Below are 18,920 nucleotides of genomic sequence, written 5' to 3' on the forward strand. Positions count from 1 at the left end.
TCTGTCCGTTCCAGGTGAGCAGCATTCCGAACTTTGCGTAGAGTTGATCGCGTGACGTCAATGTTATCTTAGCCCGCGACTGGTTGTGGCGCTGCCGGACCTAGCTCTGCGATAAATTGGCTCGCATGAAGAGACGCGATGCCATATTGCGTCTGCGCTGGTGCGATGCCAGCGCCAAGGGCGGATGCCACCGGCATCGCCTGTGAGTAGGTCAGAATCAACGTGCCCGGCTTGCCAGGATTTGGCATTGCTTTTACCCGCGTAATGCCGACATAGAACAGCCGCCGTTGCTCTTCCATTTCTAGGGCTTGCTGCGTAGCGGGGAGTTTGGTGTCGGGCTGCTTTGGGAGCAAGCCTTGGATGCAGCCCGCAATGATTGTGACAGGCGCGCTGAGCCCCTTGCTCTTGTGAAGACTCATGATCCTCACGTCTTGGATTTCCGAAGGAATGTCGGGCTGGTTGATCGCTTCTTGAAGCCGCGACAGGAACTCTCCGTTGATGTCTTCATCTGCAAGGGCGTCTTCAATGGTCAGTTCGGCAAGAATGTCGAGCGACAGTTGCCGGATGTCGCGTGTCGAAATCTGCCCGTCTGGAAATAGCTCATCGACGAGAGACACTAAATCCGCGAGCGCCTCCAACGCATTAAGCTCCGCCACGAGGTCATTGAAGGCGACGATGACCCCGCCAGTATGAGGCAAAGACAGATTTCCGGCCGCAATCTGCTCTAGTGCTTGCCACGGCGTCAGACCGGAAGCCTCGCAATGGTCACGCACACGGCGGTAGCCTGCCGCGTGCCAATTATTGCCATCAATGCCGACCAGCCATCGCAGGGCGACACGGTCGTCACGGTCGATAAGAAGTTTAAGCTTCGCGAACGCGCGGCGAGCTTCCAATGCATCAAGTTCCGCTTCCGCATAGTAGGACCGCACTGCAATCTGTCGGGCGACAAGCGCCTCGTATATCGGCGTTCCGATGATGCCACGCTGAGCAAGCACCAATATGTCCCCGGGTGGCGTGCCGTTCGCAACCATCGCTGCGATGATGTTCGCAACGCCGTTCACCTCATTTGGGAGCGCCTGATATTGGATAATCCGGACATCGCCCGGTCCATTGGCGGGCAGCGGGACCAGCGCACGAGGAACTGGTCTGATATGGTTGTGGCTGATTAGGCTATTGGCCATCTGAACGACGCGCGTCGGGCAGCGGCGACAATCATCTAGCCCAAGATCATCCGCGCCTGCGTTTGCAACAAGCCATTCCCGAATTCCGTCTGGATGAGCGTGCTTGAAGCTATAGATCGACTGGTCATCGTCACCGACAATGCAGACGTGTGCGTGATCGGAAAGAAGCTCGATGACCGATTGTTCCGCCCTGTTGAGGTCCTGATACTCGTCGACCAATATGTGCTGGAACTCACGGCGTTCCTGCGCTGCCGGGTTGTTACGGAGGTACTGGTAGAGCTGAGGGATCACCTCGCCGATTAGCATGGCGCGATGAAAGCGGAGCCAATTTATTAGGTCCTGTTGAAACGCCGCGTCTGCGGGATCAAGGACATATCCCGGCTGTTCGTATTGCAGTCGAGCCCAAGCTGCCTCATACGCTTGCTTGAGCTTCTTTACCGTCGTCTTTCCTCCATGTGCGCCCATTAAGTCGCAAATGAGGGGTTCCAGTTCAAATTCGTTAAGCGGCCTTGGTACTCGGCCGGTTGCGCCAAGCACGTGATTTCGCAGCAGCATACGCATGGCGAGACTATGGAGCGTAACACCCGTCAATCCGTCGCTTCCTGCCACGTCCATGTTGACTAGCTCACGATGGAGGTCTTCTGCGGCGACCCGAGTAAACGTGACCGGCAGAATCGACGCTGGCGCGATTTCTTCTTCCAAGAGTCGTGCCACCCGACGTTTCATCGCGAACGATTTACCCGTGCCGGGACCTGCCACGACGCGCACGCGGAGACTCGTTGATGCTGCAATCTGATAGGCAGGACTTCCTATCTCTAACCCTTCAAACCAAGGCATTTCCACCCCCAAAAATTCTTGTGCACACATTGCCTGCAATGGCTAGTCCGTTAAATATTCGACACCGTGTGCAGCATAAAACTGCGCGAGATATTTTTGGAACTTCTCGCCATCCATTCCAAGCTTCTCACGGATTGGCGCTAGTTCGACATAAAGGTCGCGCTCGATCTCTAGAAAGATATCGCCGTCATTGTGCAGTTCCGCTATCATCTTGTCGCGGCCGGTACGATTGCTGAATTCGACTGCCCTTTCCCTAAAGTAGTGATGGCTCAGAAAGTCTCTCCGCCTCTTAGCGTCTCGGAGCCTTTCTTTTATATAGTCACTAAGCTCGGGCATTGCCGAAACGCGCTTGATAAGATTGCCAAGTGTCTGCGCGTGTTGGCTCTCCATGAAGCGATCGAATTCAGCTTCGTACTGTGTCCGGTCAAATGACTTTCCCCCGTCAGCCAAATATTGATCGCGAACGTGACTGAGGAAACTGATCTGCATGAGCGCAATCGCTAGTCCCGCTTCCAGCACTCCCGCTTCGTAATAGGCCAGACCAAAATAGGCGAAGACCTCCTTGACGTGCTCGCCATCGTCATACGCCATTTGCGTCCGATCCTTGTAACGCTGCAGCTTAGCGAATGGCAGTTGTTCCACCATATACGCTTGAAAGCCGCCAGTCAGCTGGCGGCTAGAAGCAGACATTCGGTCCAATATCTCAAGTTACCCAATCCCACCTTGAGCGGACATCTATGATTGAAACACCACTCCGCCCCACACCCCGTTCCTATCCAGTAACACCCGCGCTATGCTGGTGCCAAACGGAGGGATATCATGGCCAAGCTGGCGCCCGGTCTGAAGCTGCGTCTCGATCCTCGGGACGAGTACACGCATCCTCCCGAAGCGGCGAAGAACTACAACGAGAGCATGTATTTCAACATGTTCGACCCGCAGCAGAAGATCGGCGGGTGGTTCCGCATCGGCAATCGGCCGAACGAGCACTATGCCGAGATGTCGTGCTGCCTCTATCTGCCCGACGGCTCGGTGGCGTTCATCTTCAAGCGCGCCGACATCGCCAACAACGACGCCATGGATGCGGGCGGCATGCGCATCGACGTGATCGAGCCGTTCCGGCGGCTGAAGGTTACCTTCGAAGGCGAGGCGTGCCTGCTGGCCGACCCGCGCCAGATGGCCAACCCCAAGCAGGCCTTTGCCTCCAATCCCATGGTGCCGGTCAGCATGAGCTTGGACTACACCGGCCTGTCGCCCATGGAGGGCGGCGAAGTGGTCAACGAGGACGGCTCGCCGCTCGATCTCGACCCGGAGAAGAGCTTTCTGCGCGGCCATTACGAACAGCACATGGCGGCCAGCGGCACCATCGCGGTGAACGGCCGGGAATGGCGCGTCGCCGGCTATGGCGTGCGCGACAAGTCGTGGGGGCCGCGCCACTGGCAGGCGATCCGCTGGTACAAATGGATGCCCATGAGCTTCGGCCCGGATTTCGGCATGGTCGTCACCGTGTCCGGCGGCGACGGCGGCGCGACGCGCGCCAGCGGCATGGTGTTCGAGGACGGCCGCTACTGGGCGATCGAGGACGCCGGCATCGACGCCGACTTCGACGGCGATTTCTACCAGACCGCCATCCGCGCCTGGTGCCGCACGGAACGGGGCGAGTACCGCATCGACGGCAAGGTGCTGTCGCTCATCCCCCTGCGCAACCGCCGCACCGCGCCGGATGGCACGCTGCTGAACACCCGCATCACCGAGGGCATGACCGAGTTCACCTGCAAAGGCCGCGTCGGCTACGGCCTGTCCGAGTTCCTCGACCAGGTCATCGACGGCGTGCCGGTGAGCCTAACTGCCGCGTGAGTGGTCACGCGTTCCAGGCGCGCACTTCATCCAGACGCGCGTCTTTCATGTAGACCGCGTCGATAAGGGCAAAGACCTGTGACGCCAACGGCGTACCGATGACTTCGGAACGGGTCAGCGCCGATCCCGCCAGTTCGCTCACCGCAATCCTGCGGCCCGGGGCATCGACAACCATGAACGCACCTCTGGCTTCGCTAACCCGGAAGTCGAGCGAGACAGCCGCCCGGTCTTCGCTGGTCGCCCCATCGCCCCATTTTCCGATAATCAGGTCGAAAGCGGCACCGTGATCGGGCCGGCCTTCCGACCAGCCCACATAGTAGACCGCGACGATCCCATCGGCGGCATGGACCTCCCCCCAGACACGGCGCGTAGTAGAGCCGCAGCAGTCGCAATGACCTGTGCTTGCCCCCGTCTGCTCGACAGCGAGAGAGCGCCCGTCCATTTCTTTCCTGCGCTTGAAACCAAACAACGTTCCGGCCCCGCGATCACATCCTCGAGCCGCCAGCTTAAACCAGCCCCCTATAGCGGCTAAGGACATTTAATGCGGTGGAGACCGCCGCTGAACCGCTTCTACCTTCGACCCAAAGCATCCGAAGGAACCTCAATGTCCTCAGCCATCGCACTGGTGATCGAACCGCGCGGCTACGGTCTGTCCGAGTTCCTCGACCAGGTCATCGACGGCGTGCCGGTGAGTCTGGCCGAGACTGCGGTTTAGACGGCCCCGTCGCCGGGGCCGGGATAGGGAAATGCTACCACTTGTAGCGAAGGCCGCCATACACGGACCGGCCGGTTCCAGGATTGAAGATTTCCGAGGTCGCGTCGGCGACGCCCGCGACGGCGACGGTGGAAATGTAGTGCTTGTCCGTCAGGTTGCGGCCTTCCACGTAGGCCGACCAGTGCGCGCCCACATCGAAACCGATCCTGAAATTGAGCAGCGCGTAGGGATCGACGGTGAGCGTGTTGGCATTGTCGGCGAAATAATGGCCCGGCGCCCATTCCACGTTCGGGCCGGCATGGAACCCGCTCGGATGCTTGTAGAGGACTTCTGCGCGCAGGTAGTGCCTGGGCACGCCCGGCAGGCGATTGTCGCCATAGATCGGGTCACCGCTGAAGAAGAAGTCGCTGTAGGTATAGGCGGCATTCAGCGCGAGGCTGTCGCCCAAGGCGAAGGCCGACAGCGGAATGGCCGCGCCAAGCCCGGCTTCGATGCCCTGATGCACGGTCCGGCCGGCATTGATGATGCTGCAGGCGCTGAACGGGCCAGTGGTCAGGCACTGCAGTTCGTCCCTGATCTCGGACCGGTAGAGCGCGATGTCCCAGTCGATGCCGCCCCGGCGGCCACGGGTGCCGATTTCGTAGGTGGTCGCGCGCTGGGCGTCCAGATCGGCGTTCGCCGGCGTGGCGAAGGAGTTGGCGTCGTAAGTCGGAACCTCGGCGCTGCGGGACACATTGGCGAACACCTGCCAGTCATCGTCCACATCCCACAGAACGCCGATCTTCGGGCTCCACAGATCATAGCTCTTGGCGCCCGACTGGTCGCCATTGGACAGGAACCGGTCCAGCCGGTCGCGGCTTGCATGCAGGTACTGAATGCCGGCGACCAGCGCCACGTCGGATCGCAGATAGAACGAATTCTCGGCATAGAACGAGATGTTCTTGGACGTATCGACCGTGGATGAAGCGAGCGGACCCTTGACCGCGCCCGGCAGATTGACGAACTGCTCGGTGTCAATCTTGCCGTTCTGCACGTTCGCCCCGACGATCAGACGGTTGCGGAAACCGCCCAGCGTACGGTCATCGACCGCGCGGACGAACCCGCCATAATCATCCACCGTGAAATCGAGCCACTGGAAGATCGGGTGTTTGACGTGGCGGTAATTGTAGAAGACGCCGACGTCGATCACCGTCTCGGCGAGGCGGAAGGTCGTCCTGTTCGCGAGCCGGATGGAATCCACGTTACGCTGCTGGTCCTGCAGCACCCAGAACGGGTTCGCCGAACGCGGCGAGTTAAGCGCCTGGGCCTTGCTGACCTCGCCGGGAATCCGCTGCTCGGTGGAGGTGGCGTAAAGGTGGAAACGCGTCTCCACGTCCGGCGTGATCTGATAGCCGAGATTGAGGTTGCCACGGAACGCGTTGCCGTTGCTGTGCTCGCGATAGCCGTCGATCCGCTGTGCCGAGACGGTGGCGAAGTAGTCGAACGCGCCGGCGGTGCCGCCCGTGCTGACCTGCCCTTTCACATAGCCGAAGCTGCCACCGTCGACGCGGCCATCGAAGGCCGCGGCGTCACGGCCCGTCGGCGTCACCATGTTGATGGCGCCGCCCAGTGCGTTCGAGCCGTAGCGCAGTGCGTTGGCGCCCTTGTAGACCTCGACATAGCGATAGGCGCTGGGGTCCACTTCGAAGAAATCGAGCAGTCCGTCCGACGTGTTCATGGGGATACCGTCGATGTACAGCGACAGGCCGCGACTGCCATAGGCGCGCGAGAGGCCCGAGCCACGGATCGAGACGCGGGCGTCATCTCCCATGCGAGGCTGCGTGATGACGCCGGGGACATAGCCGAGAATGTCCTTGATGTTCTGGACCGGCGTATTCTTGAACGCGGTATCGGGAATGACCTCGACCGCGCCGGGCGTGCGCTGGATGACGGCAGCGGCTTCGGCGGCGGTGGGCGTGCCGATCACGACCATGCTTTCCATATCGGAACGGGGATCGGGCGCATTGTCCCGGTCGGCGGCATGCGCCAGCGCGGGCGCGGCGAGAACACAAAACAGGGCACGCGCGGACGCGGCGGCAGGGAAAAATTTCACGGAAGGAACTCCAGTCGTCGGACAAAGGCAGGCCGGCCCGCGTCAGCGGCCGGCATCGGCGGGTGATGTCAGACGAGAGAGGGTGGCCCGGTCGCGGGCGGCGGCGGCGCGGCAAGTCCCCGCCCCGGCCGCTGGAGAACACTGGCCCATGATGGCGCGGTCGCGCTGAACGACAGCGGCCGGTCGATCACGGACGGCGCGGGAGGCGGCGCGGTCGCGGCCATGGCGGCGAACACGCAATGATCCCCCGCCTTGAGGCCATCCGTATGGTTCTGGGATCCCTCGCCCGGCACGCCGTATTTCCCGGCGTCGATGATCGCGGTGCCCGTGGAGGTGCAGATCACCAGCGTGGGAAGCCCGCCTGCTTCCAGGGGCGCCTGCATCATGGTGCCGGCGGGAATGGCGAAGCGCACCGCGAGGGCGAGCAGGCTTAGCGCCACGAAGACGCGCGGGATCATGCTCTTGATGGACGTGACGGGCCTCATGGCCGCTTCTCTACGCCCGTTGGTTCGGTGCTGTCGAGCGCGAAAACGGCTTTGTGCATGCTGGATATTGTTCACGGAACCCGGCTACGCTGGGACTCCAACACTCCAAGGGAGCCTCCCATGTCCTCAGCCATCGAACTGGTGATCGAACCGCGCGGCCGCGATCTGGGCGGGTTCGAGGTGCGGCGCATTCTGCCGTTCGCCAAGCGCCGCATGGTCGGCCCGTTCGTGTTCCTCGACCATATCGGCCCGGCGGTCTTCGCGCCGGGAACCGGCATCGACGTGCGGCCGCATCCGCATATCGGGCTCGCCACGGTGACCTATCTGTTCGAGGGCGAGATGATGCACCGCGACAGTGTCGGCGCGGTGCAGAACATCATGCCGGGCGACGTGAACTGGATGACCGCAGGACGCGGCATCGTCCATTCGGAACGCACCGCGCCCGAGGCGCGGGCGCGCGGTTTCGCCATGCACGGCATCCAGGCCTGGGTCGCCCTGCCGGCGGAATACGAGGAAGTGGCGCCGAGCTTCCACCATCACGGCGCGGCCAGCCTGCCGCTGATCCAGCGGGATGGCGTCACGCTGCGGCTCATCGCGGGCAGCGCCTATGGCGCGCGGTCGCCGGTCACGACCTATTCGCCCACCTTCTACCTGGACGCGCGCATGCCCGCCGGAACGTCGTTGCCGCTGACGGACGAGCACGAGGAGCGCGCGATCTACATCGCGGAGGGCGCGGTGATCGTCGACGGCGAGAAATATGGCGATGGCCGGTTGCTGGTGATCGCGAACGGCGCCGCGGTAACCATCGAGGCGACGGCGGACTCGCGGCTGATGCTGCTGGGCGGCGCCAATATCGGGCCGCGTCACATCTGGTGGAATCTGGTCTCGACCCGTCCCGAACGGATCGAGCAGGCAAAGGCGGACTGGAAGGAAGATCGCTTCCCTCCAGTCCCGGGCGAAACCGAATTCACGCCTTTGCCGGAATAGCCGGCGTTACTGCGCCGGCGCGTCCCGCTTGACCACCTTCTCGAAATCGCCCAGCGGACAAGGCGTGTTCACCGCCGCGCCGCCCACGGGCGTGATCGTATCCACGTTGCACAGCTCGTTCAGTCCGCGCAGCGTGTAGCCGAAACCGTCCTGAATCTTCAGACCCGAGCAGCGGTGCGGCAACCGGTTGACGTAATAGTCGCCGCCGTTCAGCCGGAACAGGATCGTCTGGTTGTCCAGAATATCCGTCTCGCGGATCATGTAGGTGGCGATGCACTGGCGCTTCTCGCCGGTTGGCTGCCACTGCGACAGCTTGTCCTCGGCGGCGACGGCGCCACCGGCGATCATCATGCTCGCAACGGCACCGGCCGCCGCGAGAAGTCCCATACGTAAGTTGTTCATCTGATCTTCCCCTAATGCCCCGATCACTTGGATGTAGGAGCGTAACGATATTTACCAAGGGCCTCGCACCCGTTCGCCTGCCTTCGCGCACGGGATCGTGTTCACCATGCCAGCAGGTGCCTGAATGCAGCCTTAACGGATCGGGTCCGCGACTGTTCCGAACATTCGCTTAACAAATGCCCGGAATCTGCTACATTTCGCGCCAAATTAGGAATGACTTGCAGTTGCATGGAGATGTGATGGACGCGCTGGCCAGCATACGCCCTCTCGGAAGCCTGCGCCCTGGAGAAGGCGGCCGGATCGTCGCGTTGACCGTGACGGGCCGCGAGCCGGAGCTGGAAGAGCGCCTGCTCCGCATGGGCTTCGCCGAGGACGCGCGCATCCAGGTGCGGCATGAAGGTCCCGTGGGCCGCGATCCCATGGCGGTCATGGTCGACGGCATCATCGTCGCGCTGCGCCGCCGCGAAGCGGAGACGATCATGATCGAGGTCGACACCACTCCATGAGTTCTTCCGCCACCTACCGCCTCGCCCTTGTCGGCAACCCCAATTGCGGCAAGTCCGCCCTGTTCAATGCCCTGACCGGCGGCCGCCAGAAGGTCGGCAACTATCCCGGCGTCACCGTCGAGCGGCGCGCCGGCCGCATGGACACGCCCTCGGGCACGGCCATCGACATCATCGACCTGCCCGGCAGCTACAGCCTGACGCCGCGCAGCGCCGACGAGGAAGTCACCCGCAACGTGATCACCGGGCAACTGGACGGCGAGGTGCCGCCCGACGCCATCGTCTGCGTCGTCGACGCCACAAATCTGGCGTTCCACCTGCCGCTGGTGCTGGAGCTGAAGCAGCTGAGGCGCCCCATGCTGCTGGCGCTGAACATGATGGATCTGGCCGCCCGCGACGGCATCAGGATCGACGCCGACAGGCTGTCGGCGGAGTTGGGCATTCCGGTGGTCGAGACCGTCGCCGTCCGCCGCGCCGGCACCAGGCCGCTGGTCGATGCGCTCTCGAGCGGGATCGAGGCCATGCGGCAACAGGCTGGCGCCGCCACCGCCGACATGCCCCGCGACACCCGCGCGCTGCGGCGCGAAGCCCGGCGGATCGCCTCTGCAGTCCTGCTGTCCGAAGGGACCGAACACCGGGTCACCCGCCTGCTCGACCGCGTCTTCCTCGACCGCATCGCCGGCCCGATCATTCTCTTTGCCCTGCTGTTCGTCATGTTCCAGGCGGTCTTCTCGTGGGCGGAAGCGCCCATGAACTGGATCGATGCCGGCGTGCTCTGGCTGCAGGAGTTCGGCACGGCCCAGATCGACAACCCGGCCTTGCAAAGCCTCGTGGTCGACGGCATCCTGGCCGGTGTCGGCAGCGTGGTGATCTTCCTGCCCCAGATCCTGATCCTGTTCGCGTTTATCCTGGTGCTCGAGGCATCGGGCTACATGGCGCGCGCGGCCTTCCTGATGGACCGGCTGATGGCCGGCGTCGGCCTGAACGGCCGCGCGTTCATCCCCCTGCTCTCCAGCTTCGCCTGCGCCATTCCCGGCATCATGGCCGCGCGCACCATCGACAACCCGCGCGACCGGCTGACCACCATCCTGGTGGCGCCGCTGATGACCTGCTCGGCCCGCCTGCCCGTCTACACCCTGATCATCGCCGCCTTCATTCCCAATCAGCCGGTGCTCGGCGCGTTCGGCCTGCAGGGCGTCGTGATGTTCGCGCTCTACCTGTTCGGCATTCTCAGCGCGCTGATCATCGCCGCCGTGCTGAAGCGCACCCTGATGAAGGGCGCCGCGCAGCCGCTGCTGATGGAGTTGCCGAAGTACCAGATGCCGGTCTGGCGCGACCTGCTGATCGGCCTGTGGGAGCGCGTGAAGATCTTCATGCGCCGCGCCGGCGGCATCATCCTCATCGCCATGATCGTGCTGTGGGCGCTCTCGTCCTTCCCCGCGCCGCCGCCCGACGCCGCCTATCCGCCCTTCCACTACAGCGCGGCGTCGTGGATCGGCGAGCACATGCAGGTTCTGTTCGCGCCCATCGGCTTCAACAAGGAAATCGCCATCGCCCTCATTCCGGGCCTCGCCGCGCGCGAAGTCGCGGTGGCGGCGCTGGGGACGGTCTATGCGCTGAGCGGTTCGGAAGACGCGATCGTCACCAGCCTGGTCGAGACCCTGCGCTCGGCCTGGAGCCTGCCGACGGCGCTGTCCTTCCTCGCCTGGTACGTCTTCGCGCCTCAGTGCCTGTCGACCCTGGCGGTGACCAAGCGGGAGACCAACTCCTGGCGCTGGCCGATCTTCATGTTCCTCTACCTGACGGCGCTCGCCTATGTGTTCGCGGGCGTGACCTACTGGACCGCCCGCGCCGTGATCGGCGGCTAGGCGAACGGCGGGAAATGCACGGCCAGCCACACCGTCGGCTGGCCGGCATCGGTCTCTTCCACCCGGTGGCGCGCGCCGGCGGGAATATGACACCAGTCGCCCGGCACGAGCGCCAGCCGCCGGTCGTCCGCCGCGAACCGCAATACCGCCGAGCCGGTCACCAACAGGACGAACTCGTCCTCCACCGAATCCTGCCAGTCGGTGGTCTGGCCGGTGGACACGATCCGGGTCACGCGCGCGCCGCGGCCGGCGGCGAGATCGCGAAACTGTTCCTCGGCCAGCGCGGACGGCACATCCGCGAAGAGATTGCCGGCGAGAGGCGGCCTATTCGTCGTCAAGCCGGATGGCGCCTTCGGGGCACATCATGAAGCCGGTCTCGGCCTCGCCGCGCAGATCGTCATTGTCGTCGGCGATTTCAGCGACCTTCACGACCGCGCGGCCCTTCGGACCCCGTTCGAACACGCCCGGCGCGAAGGTATAGCAACGGCCGTGCGCCTTGCACTTTTCCAGATCCACGAGAACTTTCATCGGTGTCTTCTCCCTTAACCTGACGGCATACCTATCGCGAGGTCGGGCCCCAAGGCAACGCTCCATTCATCCGTGATTGTAAGACCGTTTGCCTGATCCCCGCCATCGCGCCCTCCCCACCCGGCGGATGGCACGGCCGCGGGGCCGTGCTATGCTGTTACCGGGGAGGAACGTCCATGCTTCGGATCGCCATCATCGGCGCGGGGGTCGCGGGCCTGTGCATGGCCATGCGCCTCAAGCGCGCCGGCATCGACAGCTTCACGATCTATGAAAAATCGGCGGGAGTCGGCGGCACGTGGCGGGATAACATCTACCCCGGCTGCGCCTGCGACACGCCGTCCCACCTCTATTCCTTCTCGTTCGCGCCCAACCCGGACTGGAGCCGCATCTGGGCGGAGCAACCCGAGATCCTCGCCTATCTGGAACGCTGCGCCGAAACCCATGGCCTGGGACCGCACACGCGCTTCAACACCGCGGTCGCGGCAGCCCGGTTCGACAGCCGCAATCACCGCTGGTCGATCTTGCTGGCGAATGGCGAGGAGGCAGAAGCCGACATCCTGATCAGCGGCCTGGGACAGCTCAACGTCCCGGCCTGGCCGGAAATCGAGGGCCGCGAGGACTTCGGCGGCACCGCATTCCACTCGGCCCGCTGGCGCGAGGATCATGACATGACCGGCCTCGATGTCGCGGTGATCGGCAACGGCGCCAGCGCGACCCAGTTCATCCCGCGCATCGCCCCCCGCGTGAAAAGCCTCACCATCTTCCAGCGCAGCGCCAACTGGGTCGCGCCCAAGCCAGATGCGCCCTATACCCGCGCGCAAAAGACCCTCTTCGCGGCGTCGCCCTGGCGCCGCAAGCTCCACCGGCTCGCGATCTTCCTGCGGTTCGAGCTGCGCTTCGCCAGTTTCTTCAAGAAAAGCCTGCTCCGTCCCGCCTTCGAGAAGCAGCTCGGCGTCTTCATGAAGCACCATGTCAAGGACCCGGCCCTGCGCGCGGCGCTGTCGCCGGACTATCCGGCCGGCTGCAAACGGGTACTGCTGGCCAGCGATTACTATCCAGCCCTCACGCTGCCAAACGTCCGGGTCGTGTCCGACCCCATTGAGCGGATCGTCGCCGATGGACTCGTCACGCGAGGCGGCGCGCACCACCGCGTCGATACCATCATCTATGGCACCGGGTTCCGCAGCACGGAGTTCCTGACGCCGGTCGAGATCACCGGCACCGACGGAACCACCCTGAACGAGGCCTGGCGCGAGGGCGCGCACGCCCATCGCGGCGTCACCGTCGCCGGCTTTCCCAATTTCTTCATGCTGTATGGCCCCAATACCAATCTGGGCCACGCCTCGATCATCTTCATGATCGAAGCCCAGGTCCGCTACATCCTGCGCTGCCTGCGGCGCATGCGCCGCAAGGGACTGAGCTTCATGGACGTCAAGCCGTGGGCGATGGAACGCTACAACCGGCGCCTGCAACGCCAGCTGAAGGGCATGGTGTGGGATTCCGGCTGCGGCAGCTGGTACAAGAACGCGGCCGGCAGGATCACCAACAACTGGCCGCGCTTTGCGTTTCAGTACGCGCTGGCCATGCGCCGGCCGCGCTGGCGCGAATACGATCTGCGGCGGTGACCGCTCAATCGCCCCGCAGCAGCGGCGCGAACAGCTTGCGCGCCTTCAGCACCTTGGGCGCGACGACCGCCATGCAATAGGGCTGGCGCGGATTGTTGGCATAGAAATCCTGATGATAGTCCTCGGCCGGCCAGAAGGTCACGGCCGGGCGGATCTGGGTCACGATCTCGCCGTCCCAGATCTCGGCCGCGCGGGCGGCGGCCGCCTCGGCCGCCGCTTTCTGGGCGTCGTCGTGATAGTAGACCGCCGAACGATACTGGGTGCCGACGTCGTTGCCCTGCCGATTCAACTGGGTCGGGTCATGGGTGGCGAAGAACATGTCGAGCAGCGTGTCGTAGGACACCACCGACGGATCGAACCGCACCTGAACCGCTTCCGCGTGACCGGTCGTCCCCGTGCAGATTTGCTGGTAGGTCGGGTTCGCCGTCTGACCGTCGGTGTATCCGGACACTACGGATTCGACGCCGCGGACGGGCAGGAAAACCGCCTCGGTGCACCAGAAGCATCCGCCTGCAAGGGTCGCCGTCTCGAGTTGGGTCATGCTTTTCTCCTGCCTTGCGGGCCACTCCCGCGGTGCCATGCCGTCCGATAAGATCGGGCGGCATGGCGCGATTACAAGAACGGGCGGTCAGTTGCCGCCGAACATGTCTTGCCGCTTGTACCCTGCCGGCGCCTGGAAGAACGAGGGCGCGAGCGTCTGCGTCTTGGAGCTCTTGAACAGGACCTCGGACGTGACCTTGCCGCCCTCATAGTCCCTCACCCGCAGCGGAAAGCCGTTCAGCTTTTCATAGTCGGCGAGCGACTGGTCCATCGCCGCGCCGATCGAAGGCATGCTGGCCAGCATTTTCTGCATGAAACGCGACAGGTCGATGAAGGCGGGCATGGCCTCGGCCCCGCCCGGGAAGGCACTGCTGCCGGCGGCGCAGATTTCCTGGGTCTTCACGCCATTTTCCAGCGCCTCCCAGACCTTGCAACCGATCCCGGCCACCGTGTCGCCGCGGCCGGTGGCACGCAGCTCGCGTTTGGGCTCCTGCGGTGCGCCAGGTACCTGCCCCTGCTGCTTCATCATTTCCATGACCATGGCGCGCTGCTCCGGGGGAACGCTCTTCAGCGCCTCGTCCATCATGCTGCCCACGCGCTTCATGGAAGACTCGTCCATGACCGCATACGACTTCTCGCCATGGTCGATCATGAGCATTTCCGCCGTGCGGCCCGCGCCGCCGGGGCGATAGATCATATCCGCATCGGCCGCGCCGCCGGCGTGGACCGTCTTCATCTTGATGAACTTGCCCTCGACGAAGGTCTGTGACGTCGTCGATGTCTTTTCCGCGAGATCGCGATACTCCATCTCCAGCACGACTCCCGCATGCGCCGTCATGGAAACCGCCGCGAGCGGTAGTGCGAGCACGGCCTGCTTCAGGATTTTCAAAACGTCCCTCCTCTCGATAATAAGTCCGGCGATTATGGTCATAACCGAACCGCAATCAACCGCAGGCCCCTTGATATTGCGCGCCCGGTCGGCAGAATGCCGGGTCCGACCGGGACAAGGAGAAGCCGCCATGGGAATCGCCAAGACACCCTATACGGAATGGGAGACCGCCGCCGTGGCCGATCCGCGCGCCGCGACGGTGCCCCAACTCGTCCACGGCATGTCCCGCATCGCCGCGGCGGAAGGCCCGATCCTGGAGGAAAGGCTCTATGCGCTGTATGCGAGGGCTGGCGATCTCGGGCGAATTTATGACCACACGCGCCGCCGCTTCACCACCGCCCTCGCCCATGCCGTCAGCGAGGAGCTTCTGGTGGTCGAGAAGGAAGTCTTCGGCGGCCAGGAAGAGAAGGTTGTCAGACTGCCCAGCCAGCCGTCCGTGATCGTGCGCTCGCGCGGCAGCCGTACCCTGCATGAAGTGCCGGCGTCCGAACTGGCCGAGGTGATGATGGAAATCCGGGTCAACCACGACCTGATTTCGCGCGAGGAGCTCTTCCGGGCCGTGCTGGACGAGTACGAGTTGAAGCGGCTGACCCAGGCCACGGAAACGCGTCTGACCGATATTCTCAAGACCTGGCTGTCATAACCGGCAATCCTGCGCCAACATCTGGTGGATGTCCGTCACGAGCCATGATACCCCCTTGGTCGAGGGCAATATCCTGGCAGTGGCCGGGCCAGCTATGGGGGCTTGGATGAACTTGACGAAGGCGATCGGCGCCCTGCGCCGTACCGGGGCGATCGGCGTTTTTCTCGGGGCGACATTGATGGGGCATGGCGCCGCCGCCCAGACGCCGGCGGGCGAAGTCCGCGAGGACTTTGGCCAGTGGCAACTATACTGCGCGGCGCCGAAAGCCGGCACGCCGGCCGACTGCGAGACCCACCAGCTGCTGAAAAACAAGGAAGGCAAGCTGGTTGCCGGCATGTACCTGACACGCCGCGGTACATCGTCGGTCCTGATGGTTCGGGTCCCGCTCGGTGTACTGCTGGCGCGCAATCCCATGCTGCAGCTCGAAGGCGGCATCGGAACGGACGCCTTGTCCTACCTCCGCTGCGACATGAGCGGCTGCATCGCGCAGATGCTCGCCACCGAGCCGTTCCTCGACTCTCTGCGCAAGGGCGGCAAGGCCAAATTGACCGTGTCGGTCGACGCCTCTCGCACCATTCCGATCGACTTCAACCTGACCGGGTTCGCCGACGCGGAACAGGCGCTGATGAAGCAGGCCCGCTGAGGCTGCTCAGCCGCGTGCGACCGCACGCCGCAGTAGGCGTGCGGCCAGCGTCATGCCGCCAGCCATGCTGACCGTCCTGGCCGCATGAATGGCGAGCTCGGTTGCCGCTGGCCATGCGCCGAGACGCGCCAGCCGCGCCGACGCCTTGCGCGCCAGGTCAAATTCCAGATCGGCGCGGCCCACGAGGCCGCGAAGATGCCCCACTGCCTCGCGATGGCGGCCCAGCGCCGCCAGACCCATGCCCAGATTGAACAGGGTCGCACTATCGTGGGGGCGCAGCGATTGGGCCGCATCCAAAGCTTTGCCCGCTTCCACGGGACGGGACATCCGCAGGGAAAGCTGCCCCAGATGCGCCCAATGGGCGGGGTTGTCCGGACGGCGCTCCAGGAGCCAGCGGAGGGCTTCGCCCGTCGCGAAATCACGCGGCTTGATACCCTCGGGCGACGCGGCGATGGGGAACGATCCGGCACCGGTGACCGAGCCGGTTTCGTCGAGCAGCCCATCCATCAGGTCGACATAACTCCGGAAGAACTGGCGCTCGAAATACGGATGGGCCACGAAGGCGTCGGGCGCGCCATAAGGCGGCTCCCGCGATACGGTTGAATGGGGAAGCGCCAGAATGGAAAAACTGGCACCACCAACCCGGATCACGCACCTCTCCGCCTGCCGGCCCTCGACATCGACGGAGGCCCAGGTCGCGCCCATCTCGACCAATAACTCGTTCAATGCGAGTTGATCGTCCATCCGTCGCCTGGTCGCATCGCGCCAACGGGCGAAAAAGGCACGGGTGGCCGGGGTCGAGCGGGCAAGAAAGAAACCGCAACACAGGACGAACCCCCATTTCGCGGCGACTGTCCGGGGAATGCCGTATTCCCGGGAGAAAATCATATCGTCAGGCAATCCGCCCAACAGGGGCGATACCGGACGCAGCCAGAACGCATCGGCATCCGTGTGGAGCAGGTCATCCGCCTCATGAGCCGTGGCCAGAGCATCGAAGCGGCGCAACCAGAAGTCATGCCGCGCCGCGGTCGCGGGTCCGGAAGACGCACGCACGGCGTCCACGCCGTCCAGGAGAGCGCAACGTGCAAACGCGCCCTCATCCATGCACACGACCGTGGTGCTACCGGGAACATGACGGGAAGATTGGCGCCGCCACACGTCGAGCAGGCCGAGATAGGGTTCGTTGACCGAGGTGACGATCTTCATCGAGACCAGTCTACAAGCGCGTCCGCACCGCAGCCAGCGCCGCTTGAGGTTATTTCAAATTTATGGCTTTATTGGGGTGTAACGTGGGGTTGCTGCATCTGTCCCTCGCTCTCGTGGAGACCAACGGCATGAGCGCCAAGGCCTGTATTCTGTCGGCGGTTGCCGCTCTTGGACTGTTTGCTTTCGGCGGCGGTAATGCCGAAGCCACGTACGACGCGGGTTCCATACCAGGCCTGCAATATACCGGCCTCAGCTTCTCGCCGCCTTTCGGTTCCAGCCACCGCAACAACGTAGAGGCCGCGATTGAATCAACCTTGGCGCCGGGAATCGACGTGTCATTCGTCGGACGCCTGGACGGGATTGCCACCCAGTCCGCGACCGGCTCCGACCCTGTGTTCGATGACAGCCTGTCGGCGACGTGCACCAACGGCAGCCCTTCCGACTGCAAGGCGGGTACCTGGACGTTCGACGCGGGCTCGTCGGATTTTCTGATCGCTTTCATCGAAATCAGCGGTGGCGGTGCCAGCAAGCTGTACGAGGTCATCGACTATTCACTGGTCGGCCTGTGGAACACCTACGACCTGTTCAACGGCGGCGGCGGCAATCCGGGCCTTTCCCATCTGGATTTCTATGGCACGGTCGTGTCGTCTCAGAGCGGGGGCGGCGGTGTGCCGGTTCCCGAGCCGGCGGCGCTTGGGCTGTTGGCCGTGGGCGCGTTTTCTCTCGCTTTCCTTCGCCAGCGGCGCAAGACGGCGCGCTGACCGCGCGCCGTATGCGGAGCGGACTAGCGCCCTTGCGCCGCCAACGCGTCGCGCATGGCTTCCACGCACAAGGTGACTGACGAACGCTGGGCGGTCTGTCCCATCAGGCCAACACGCCAGATCTTGCCTGCCAGCGCACCCAGGCCGGCACCGATTTCAAGACTGAAGCGATCCAGCACGTGCGCCCGCACCGCGGCTTCATCAATGCCCTCGGGCACCTTGATGGCATTGAGCTGGGGCAGCCGGCTCTCAGGGGCTACGAGGAACTCTATCCCCAGCCCGGCGAGGCCGGCCTTCAATTCCTCGTGCATCGCCGCATGGCGCGCCCAGGAATTCTCGAGCCCTTCCTCGGCCAGCATGACCAGCGACTCATGCAGGCCATAAAGCGCGTTGACCGGCGCGGTATGGTGATAGGAACGGCCGCCGCTGCCATCCCAGTAGGCCATGACCTTGGTCAGGTCGAGGAACCAGCTCTGTACCGGGGTCTTGCGCGCCTTGACCGCTGCCACGGCCCGGTCGGAGAAGGAGACCGGCGACAGGCCGGGCGGACAGGATAGACATTTCTGCGTGCCCGAATAGACGGCGTCGATGCCCCACCCATCGACCTCGACCGGGATGCCCGCGACGCTGGTCACCGCGTCCATCAGCACGAGGCAGTCATGACGCCGGCCGATCTCGGCCAGCGTGGCGGCGTCCGCGCGCACACCCGTCGATGTTTCCGCGTGAACGAAAGCCAGGATCTTGACGTCCGGATTCGCCTTCAGCGCATCTTCGACCTGCTGCGGGTCGATCGTCGTCCCCCAGGCGAAATCGAGCGTGATGGGCACCCCTCCCGCATTCACCACATTCTCGACCATCCGCTTGCCGAACACGCCATTGACGGCGACCAGCACCTTGTCGCCCGGCTCCACCAGATTGACGATGCAAGTCTCCATGCCGGCCGAACCTGGCGCCGAAACCGGAAACGTCAGGGCGTTTCGAGTCCGCAAGGCCATGCGCAGGAGTTCCTTGAGATCCTCCATGAACCCGGAGAACCAGGGGTCGAGATGTCCGACGGTGGGCCTTGCCATCGCCGACAGCACCCGGGGATGCACGTTGGACGGACCCGGCCCCATCAGCACGCGCTGATCAGGGTGAAGCGAACGGAAGCTGTTGGACATC

Annotated in this window: 20 protein-coding genes; 8 read left to right on the plus strand and 12 right to left on the minus strand. The window is 63.9% G+C overall.

The window, feature by feature from the left end; translation table 11 throughout:
* Positions 1 to 68: 68 nt before the first annotated feature.
* Complete coding sequence (locus tag WJU17_RS05310) at positions 69 to 2,048, minus strand: ATP-dependent helicase (protein WP_346327400.1); 1,980 nt, start codon at positions 2,046 to 2,048, stop codon at positions 69 to 71.
* 12 nt (positions 2,049 to 2,060) lie between these two features.
* A complete protein-coding gene (locus tag WJU17_RS05315; protein ID WP_346326294.1) occupies positions 2,061 to 2,708 on the minus strand; it encodes a hypothetical protein in 648 nt (215 codons plus the stop codon).
* Between the two features lie 129 nt (positions 2,709 to 2,837).
* Between WJU17_RS05315 and WJU17_RS05320 the strand changes: the two genes are divergently transcribed.
* Positions 2,838 to 3,872 (plus strand): hypothetical protein, encoded by a 1,035-nt coding sequence (locus WJU17_RS05320; protein ID WP_346326295.1) that lies wholly within the window; start codon positions 2,838 to 2,840, stop codon positions 3,870 to 3,872.
* Positions 3,873 to 3,876: 4 nt separating this feature from the next.
* Here the strand turns inward: WJU17_RS05320 and WJU17_RS05325 are convergent, their stop codons facing one another.
* From WJU17_RS05325 to WJU17_RS05335, 3 genes are all read right to left on the minus strand, one after another.
* On the minus strand, positions 3,877 to 4,314 hold the full coding sequence (locus WJU17_RS05325) for a hypothetical protein (protein ID WP_346326296.1): 438 nt from the start codon (positions 4,312 to 4,314) through the stop codon (positions 3,877 to 3,879).
* Between the two features lie 307 nt (positions 4,315 to 4,621).
* Positions 4,622 to 6,679: a TonB-dependent receptor gene (locus tag WJU17_RS05330; RefSeq protein ID WP_346326297.1), complete on the minus strand. Its 2,058-nt coding sequence runs from the start codon at positions 6,677 to 6,679 to the stop codon at positions 4,622 to 4,624.
* Positions 6,680 to 6,747: 68 nt separating this feature from the next.
* The gene (locus tag WJU17_RS05335; protein ID WP_346326298.1) at positions 6,748 to 7,164 is read right to left on the minus strand and encodes a DUF2946 family protein; all 417 of its coding nucleotides are present in this window, start codon (positions 7,162 to 7,164) and stop codon (positions 6,748 to 6,750) included.
* Between the two features lie 120 nt (positions 7,165 to 7,284).
* Between WJU17_RS05335 and WJU17_RS05340 the strand changes: the two genes are divergently transcribed.
* Positions 7,285 to 8,151, plus strand: a complete 867-nt coding sequence (locus WJU17_RS05340; protein WP_346326299.1) for a pirin family protein — start codon at positions 7,285 to 7,287, stop codon at positions 8,149 to 8,151.
* Between the two features lie 6 nt (positions 8,152 to 8,157).
* On the opposite strand, the gene WJU17_RS05345 is transcribed toward WJU17_RS05340, so the two are convergent.
* Positions 8,158 to 8,553 (minus strand): hypothetical protein, encoded by a 396-nt coding sequence (locus WJU17_RS05345; RefSeq protein WP_346326300.1) that lies wholly within the window; start codon positions 8,551 to 8,553, stop codon positions 8,158 to 8,160.
* A 218-nt stretch (positions 8,554 to 8,771) separates the two neighbouring features.
* Here WJU17_RS05345 and WJU17_RS05350 point away from each other — a divergent pair, with 218 nt between their 5' ends.
* On the plus strand, positions 8,772 to 9,059 hold the full coding sequence (locus WJU17_RS05350; RefSeq protein WP_346326301.1) for a FeoA family protein: 288 nt from the start codon (positions 8,772 to 8,774) through the stop codon (positions 9,057 to 9,059).
* Complete coding sequence (locus WJU17_RS05355; RefSeq protein ID WP_346326302.1) at positions 9,056 to 10,924, plus strand: ferrous iron transporter B; 1,869 nt, start codon at positions 9,056 to 9,058, stop codon at positions 10,922 to 10,924. Before WJU17_RS05350 ends, WJU17_RS05355 begins: the two co-directional genes overlap by 4 nt.
* On the opposite strand, the gene WJU17_RS05360 is transcribed toward WJU17_RS05355, so the two are convergent.
* Together WJU17_RS05360 and WJU17_RS05365 are read right to left on the minus strand one after the other, a co-directional pair.
* On the minus strand, positions 10,921 to 11,262 hold the full coding sequence (locus WJU17_RS05360) for a cupin domain-containing protein (RefSeq protein WP_346326303.1): 342 nt from the start codon (positions 11,260 to 11,262) through the stop codon (positions 10,921 to 10,923). The two genes, WJU17_RS05355 and WJU17_RS05360, sit on opposite strands and share 4 nt — an antisense overlap.
* Positions 11,249 to 11,452 carry a ferredoxin gene (locus WJU17_RS05365; protein WP_346326304.1) on the minus strand — a complete coding sequence of 68 codons (204 nt, stop codon included), beginning with the start codon at positions 11,450 to 11,452 and terminating at the stop codon, positions 11,249 to 11,251. The genes WJU17_RS05360 and WJU17_RS05365 overlap by 14 nt, the downstream gene beginning before the upstream one ends.
* Positions 11,453 to 11,628: 176 nt before the next feature.
* Here WJU17_RS05365 and WJU17_RS05370 point away from each other — a divergent pair, with 176 nt between their 5' ends.
* The gene (locus WJU17_RS05370; protein WP_346326305.1) at positions 11,629 to 13,077 is read left to right on the plus strand and encodes an NAD(P)/FAD-dependent oxidoreductase; all 1,449 of its coding nucleotides are present in this window, start codon (positions 11,629 to 11,631) and stop codon (positions 13,075 to 13,077) included.
* A gap of 4 nt (positions 13,078 to 13,081) precedes the next feature.
* Here WJU17_RS05370 and msrA read toward each other — a convergent pair whose 3' ends face one another.
* Together msrA and WJU17_RS05380 are read right to left on the minus strand one after the other, a co-directional pair.
* Positions 13,082 to 13,618: a peptide-methionine (S)-S-oxide reductase MsrA gene (gene msrA, locus WJU17_RS05375; RefSeq protein WP_346326306.1), complete on the minus strand. Its 537-nt coding sequence runs from the start codon at positions 13,616 to 13,618 to the stop codon at positions 13,082 to 13,084.
* An 87-nt stretch (positions 13,619 to 13,705) separates the two neighbouring features.
* Complete coding sequence (locus WJU17_RS05380) at positions 13,706 to 14,506, minus strand: DUF4412 domain-containing protein (protein ID WP_346326307.1); 801 nt, start codon at positions 14,504 to 14,506, stop codon at positions 13,706 to 13,708.
* Between the two features lie 130 nt (positions 14,507 to 14,636).
* On the opposite strand from WJU17_RS05380, the gene WJU17_RS05385 reads away from it, so the two are divergent.
* On the plus strand, positions 14,637 to 15,149 hold the full coding sequence (locus tag WJU17_RS05385; protein ID WP_346326308.1) for a hypothetical protein: 513 nt from the start codon (positions 14,637 to 14,639) through the stop codon (positions 15,147 to 15,149).
* A 106-nt stretch (positions 15,150 to 15,255) separates the two neighbouring features.
* Positions 15,256 to 15,792, plus strand: coding sequence for an invasion associated locus B family protein (locus WJU17_RS05390; RefSeq protein WP_346326309.1), 537 nt, complete (start codon positions 15,256 to 15,258; stop codon positions 15,790 to 15,792).
* A 6-nt stretch (positions 15,793 to 15,798) separates the two neighbouring features.
* On the opposite strand, the gene WJU17_RS05395 is transcribed toward WJU17_RS05390, so the two are convergent.
* On the minus strand, positions 15,799 to 16,998 hold the full coding sequence (locus tag WJU17_RS05395) for a putative nucleotide-diphospho-sugar transferase (RefSeq protein WP_346326310.1): 1,200 nt from the start codon (positions 16,996 to 16,998) through the stop codon (positions 15,799 to 15,801).
* Between the two features lie 128 nt (positions 16,999 to 17,126).
* Here WJU17_RS05395 and WJU17_RS05400 point away from each other — a divergent pair, with 128 nt between their 5' ends.
* Positions 17,127 to 17,759 (plus strand): PEP-CTERM sorting domain-containing protein, encoded by a 633-nt coding sequence (locus WJU17_RS05400; RefSeq protein WP_346326311.1) that lies wholly within the window; start codon positions 17,127 to 17,129, stop codon positions 17,757 to 17,759.
* A gap of 23 nt (positions 17,760 to 17,782) precedes the next feature.
* Here the strand turns inward: WJU17_RS05400 and WJU17_RS05405 are convergent, their stop codons facing one another.
* Entirely contained in the window at positions 17,783 to 18,919 is a 1,137-nt protein-coding gene (locus WJU17_RS05405) for an alanine--glyoxylate aminotransferase family protein (RefSeq protein WP_346326312.1), read from the minus strand.
* Position 18,920: the final 1 nt, after the last annotated feature.

The sequence above is a fragment of the Iodidimonas sp. SYSU 1G8 genome (genome assembly GCF_039655775.1).
Taxonomy (GTDB): Bacteria; Pseudomonadota; Alphaproteobacteria; order SMXS01; family SMXS01; genus RI-34.

Bases quoted from the DNA above. Each gene is read 5' to 3' on its own strand.
- WJU17_RS05310 (WP_346327400.1), bottom strand. From the start codon at position 2,048: ATGTGTGCACAAGAATTTTTGGGGGTGGAAATGCCTTGGTTTGAAGGG.
- WJU17_RS05315 (WP_346326294.1), bottom strand. From the start codon at position 2,708: ATGTCTGCTTCTAGCCGCCAGCTGACTGGCGGCTTTCAAGCGTATATG.
- WJU17_RS05320 (WP_346326295.1), top strand. From the start codon at position 2,838: ATGGCCAAGCTGGCGCCCGGTCTGAAGCTGCGTCTCGATCCTCGGGAC.
- WJU17_RS05325 (WP_346326296.1), bottom strand. From the start codon at position 4,314: ATGGACGGGCGCTCTCTCGCTGTCGAGCAGACGGGGGCAAGCACAGGT.
- WJU17_RS05335 (WP_346326298.1), bottom strand. From the start codon at position 7,164: ATGAGGCCCGTCACGTCCATCAAGAGCATGATCCCGCGCGTCTTCGTG.
- WJU17_RS05340 (WP_346326299.1), top strand. From the start codon at position 7,285: ATGTCCTCAGCCATCGAACTGGTGATCGAACCGCGCGGCCGCGATCTG.
- WJU17_RS05345 (WP_346326300.1), bottom strand. From the start codon at position 8,553: ATGAACAACTTACGTATGGGACTTCTCGCGGCGGCCGGTGCCGTTGCG.
- WJU17_RS05355 (WP_346326302.1), top strand. From the start codon at position 9,056: ATGAGTTCTTCCGCCACCTACCGCCTCGCCCTTGTCGGCAACCCCAAT.
- WJU17_RS05365 (WP_346326304.1), bottom strand. From the start codon at position 11,452: ATGAAAGTTCTCGTGGATCTGGAAAAGTGCAAGGCGCACGGCCGTTGC.
- WJU17_RS05370 (WP_346326305.1), top strand. From the start codon at position 11,629: ATGCTTCGGATCGCCATCATCGGCGCGGGGGTCGCGGGCCTGTGCATG.
- msrA (WP_346326306.1), bottom strand. From the start codon at position 13,618: ATGACCCAACTCGAGACGGCGACCCTTGCAGGCGGATGCTTCTGGTGC.
- WJU17_RS05385 (WP_346326308.1), top strand. From the start codon at position 14,637: ATGGGAATCGCCAAGACACCCTATACGGAATGGGAGACCGCCGCCGTG.
- WJU17_RS05390 (WP_346326309.1), top strand. From the start codon at position 15,256: ATGAACTTGACGAAGGCGATCGGCGCCCTGCGCCGTACCGGGGCGATC.
- WJU17_RS05395 (WP_346326310.1), bottom strand. From the start codon at position 16,998: ATGAAGATCGTCACCTCGGTCAACGAACCCTATCTCGGCCTGCTCGAC.
- WJU17_RS05400 (WP_346326311.1), top strand. From the start codon at position 17,127: ATGAGCGCCAAGGCCTGTATTCTGTCGGCGGTTGCCGCTCTTGGACTG.
- WJU17_RS05405 (WP_346326312.1), bottom strand. From the start codon at position 18,919: ATGTCCAACAGCTTCCGTTCGCTTCACCCTGATCAGCGCGTGCTGATG.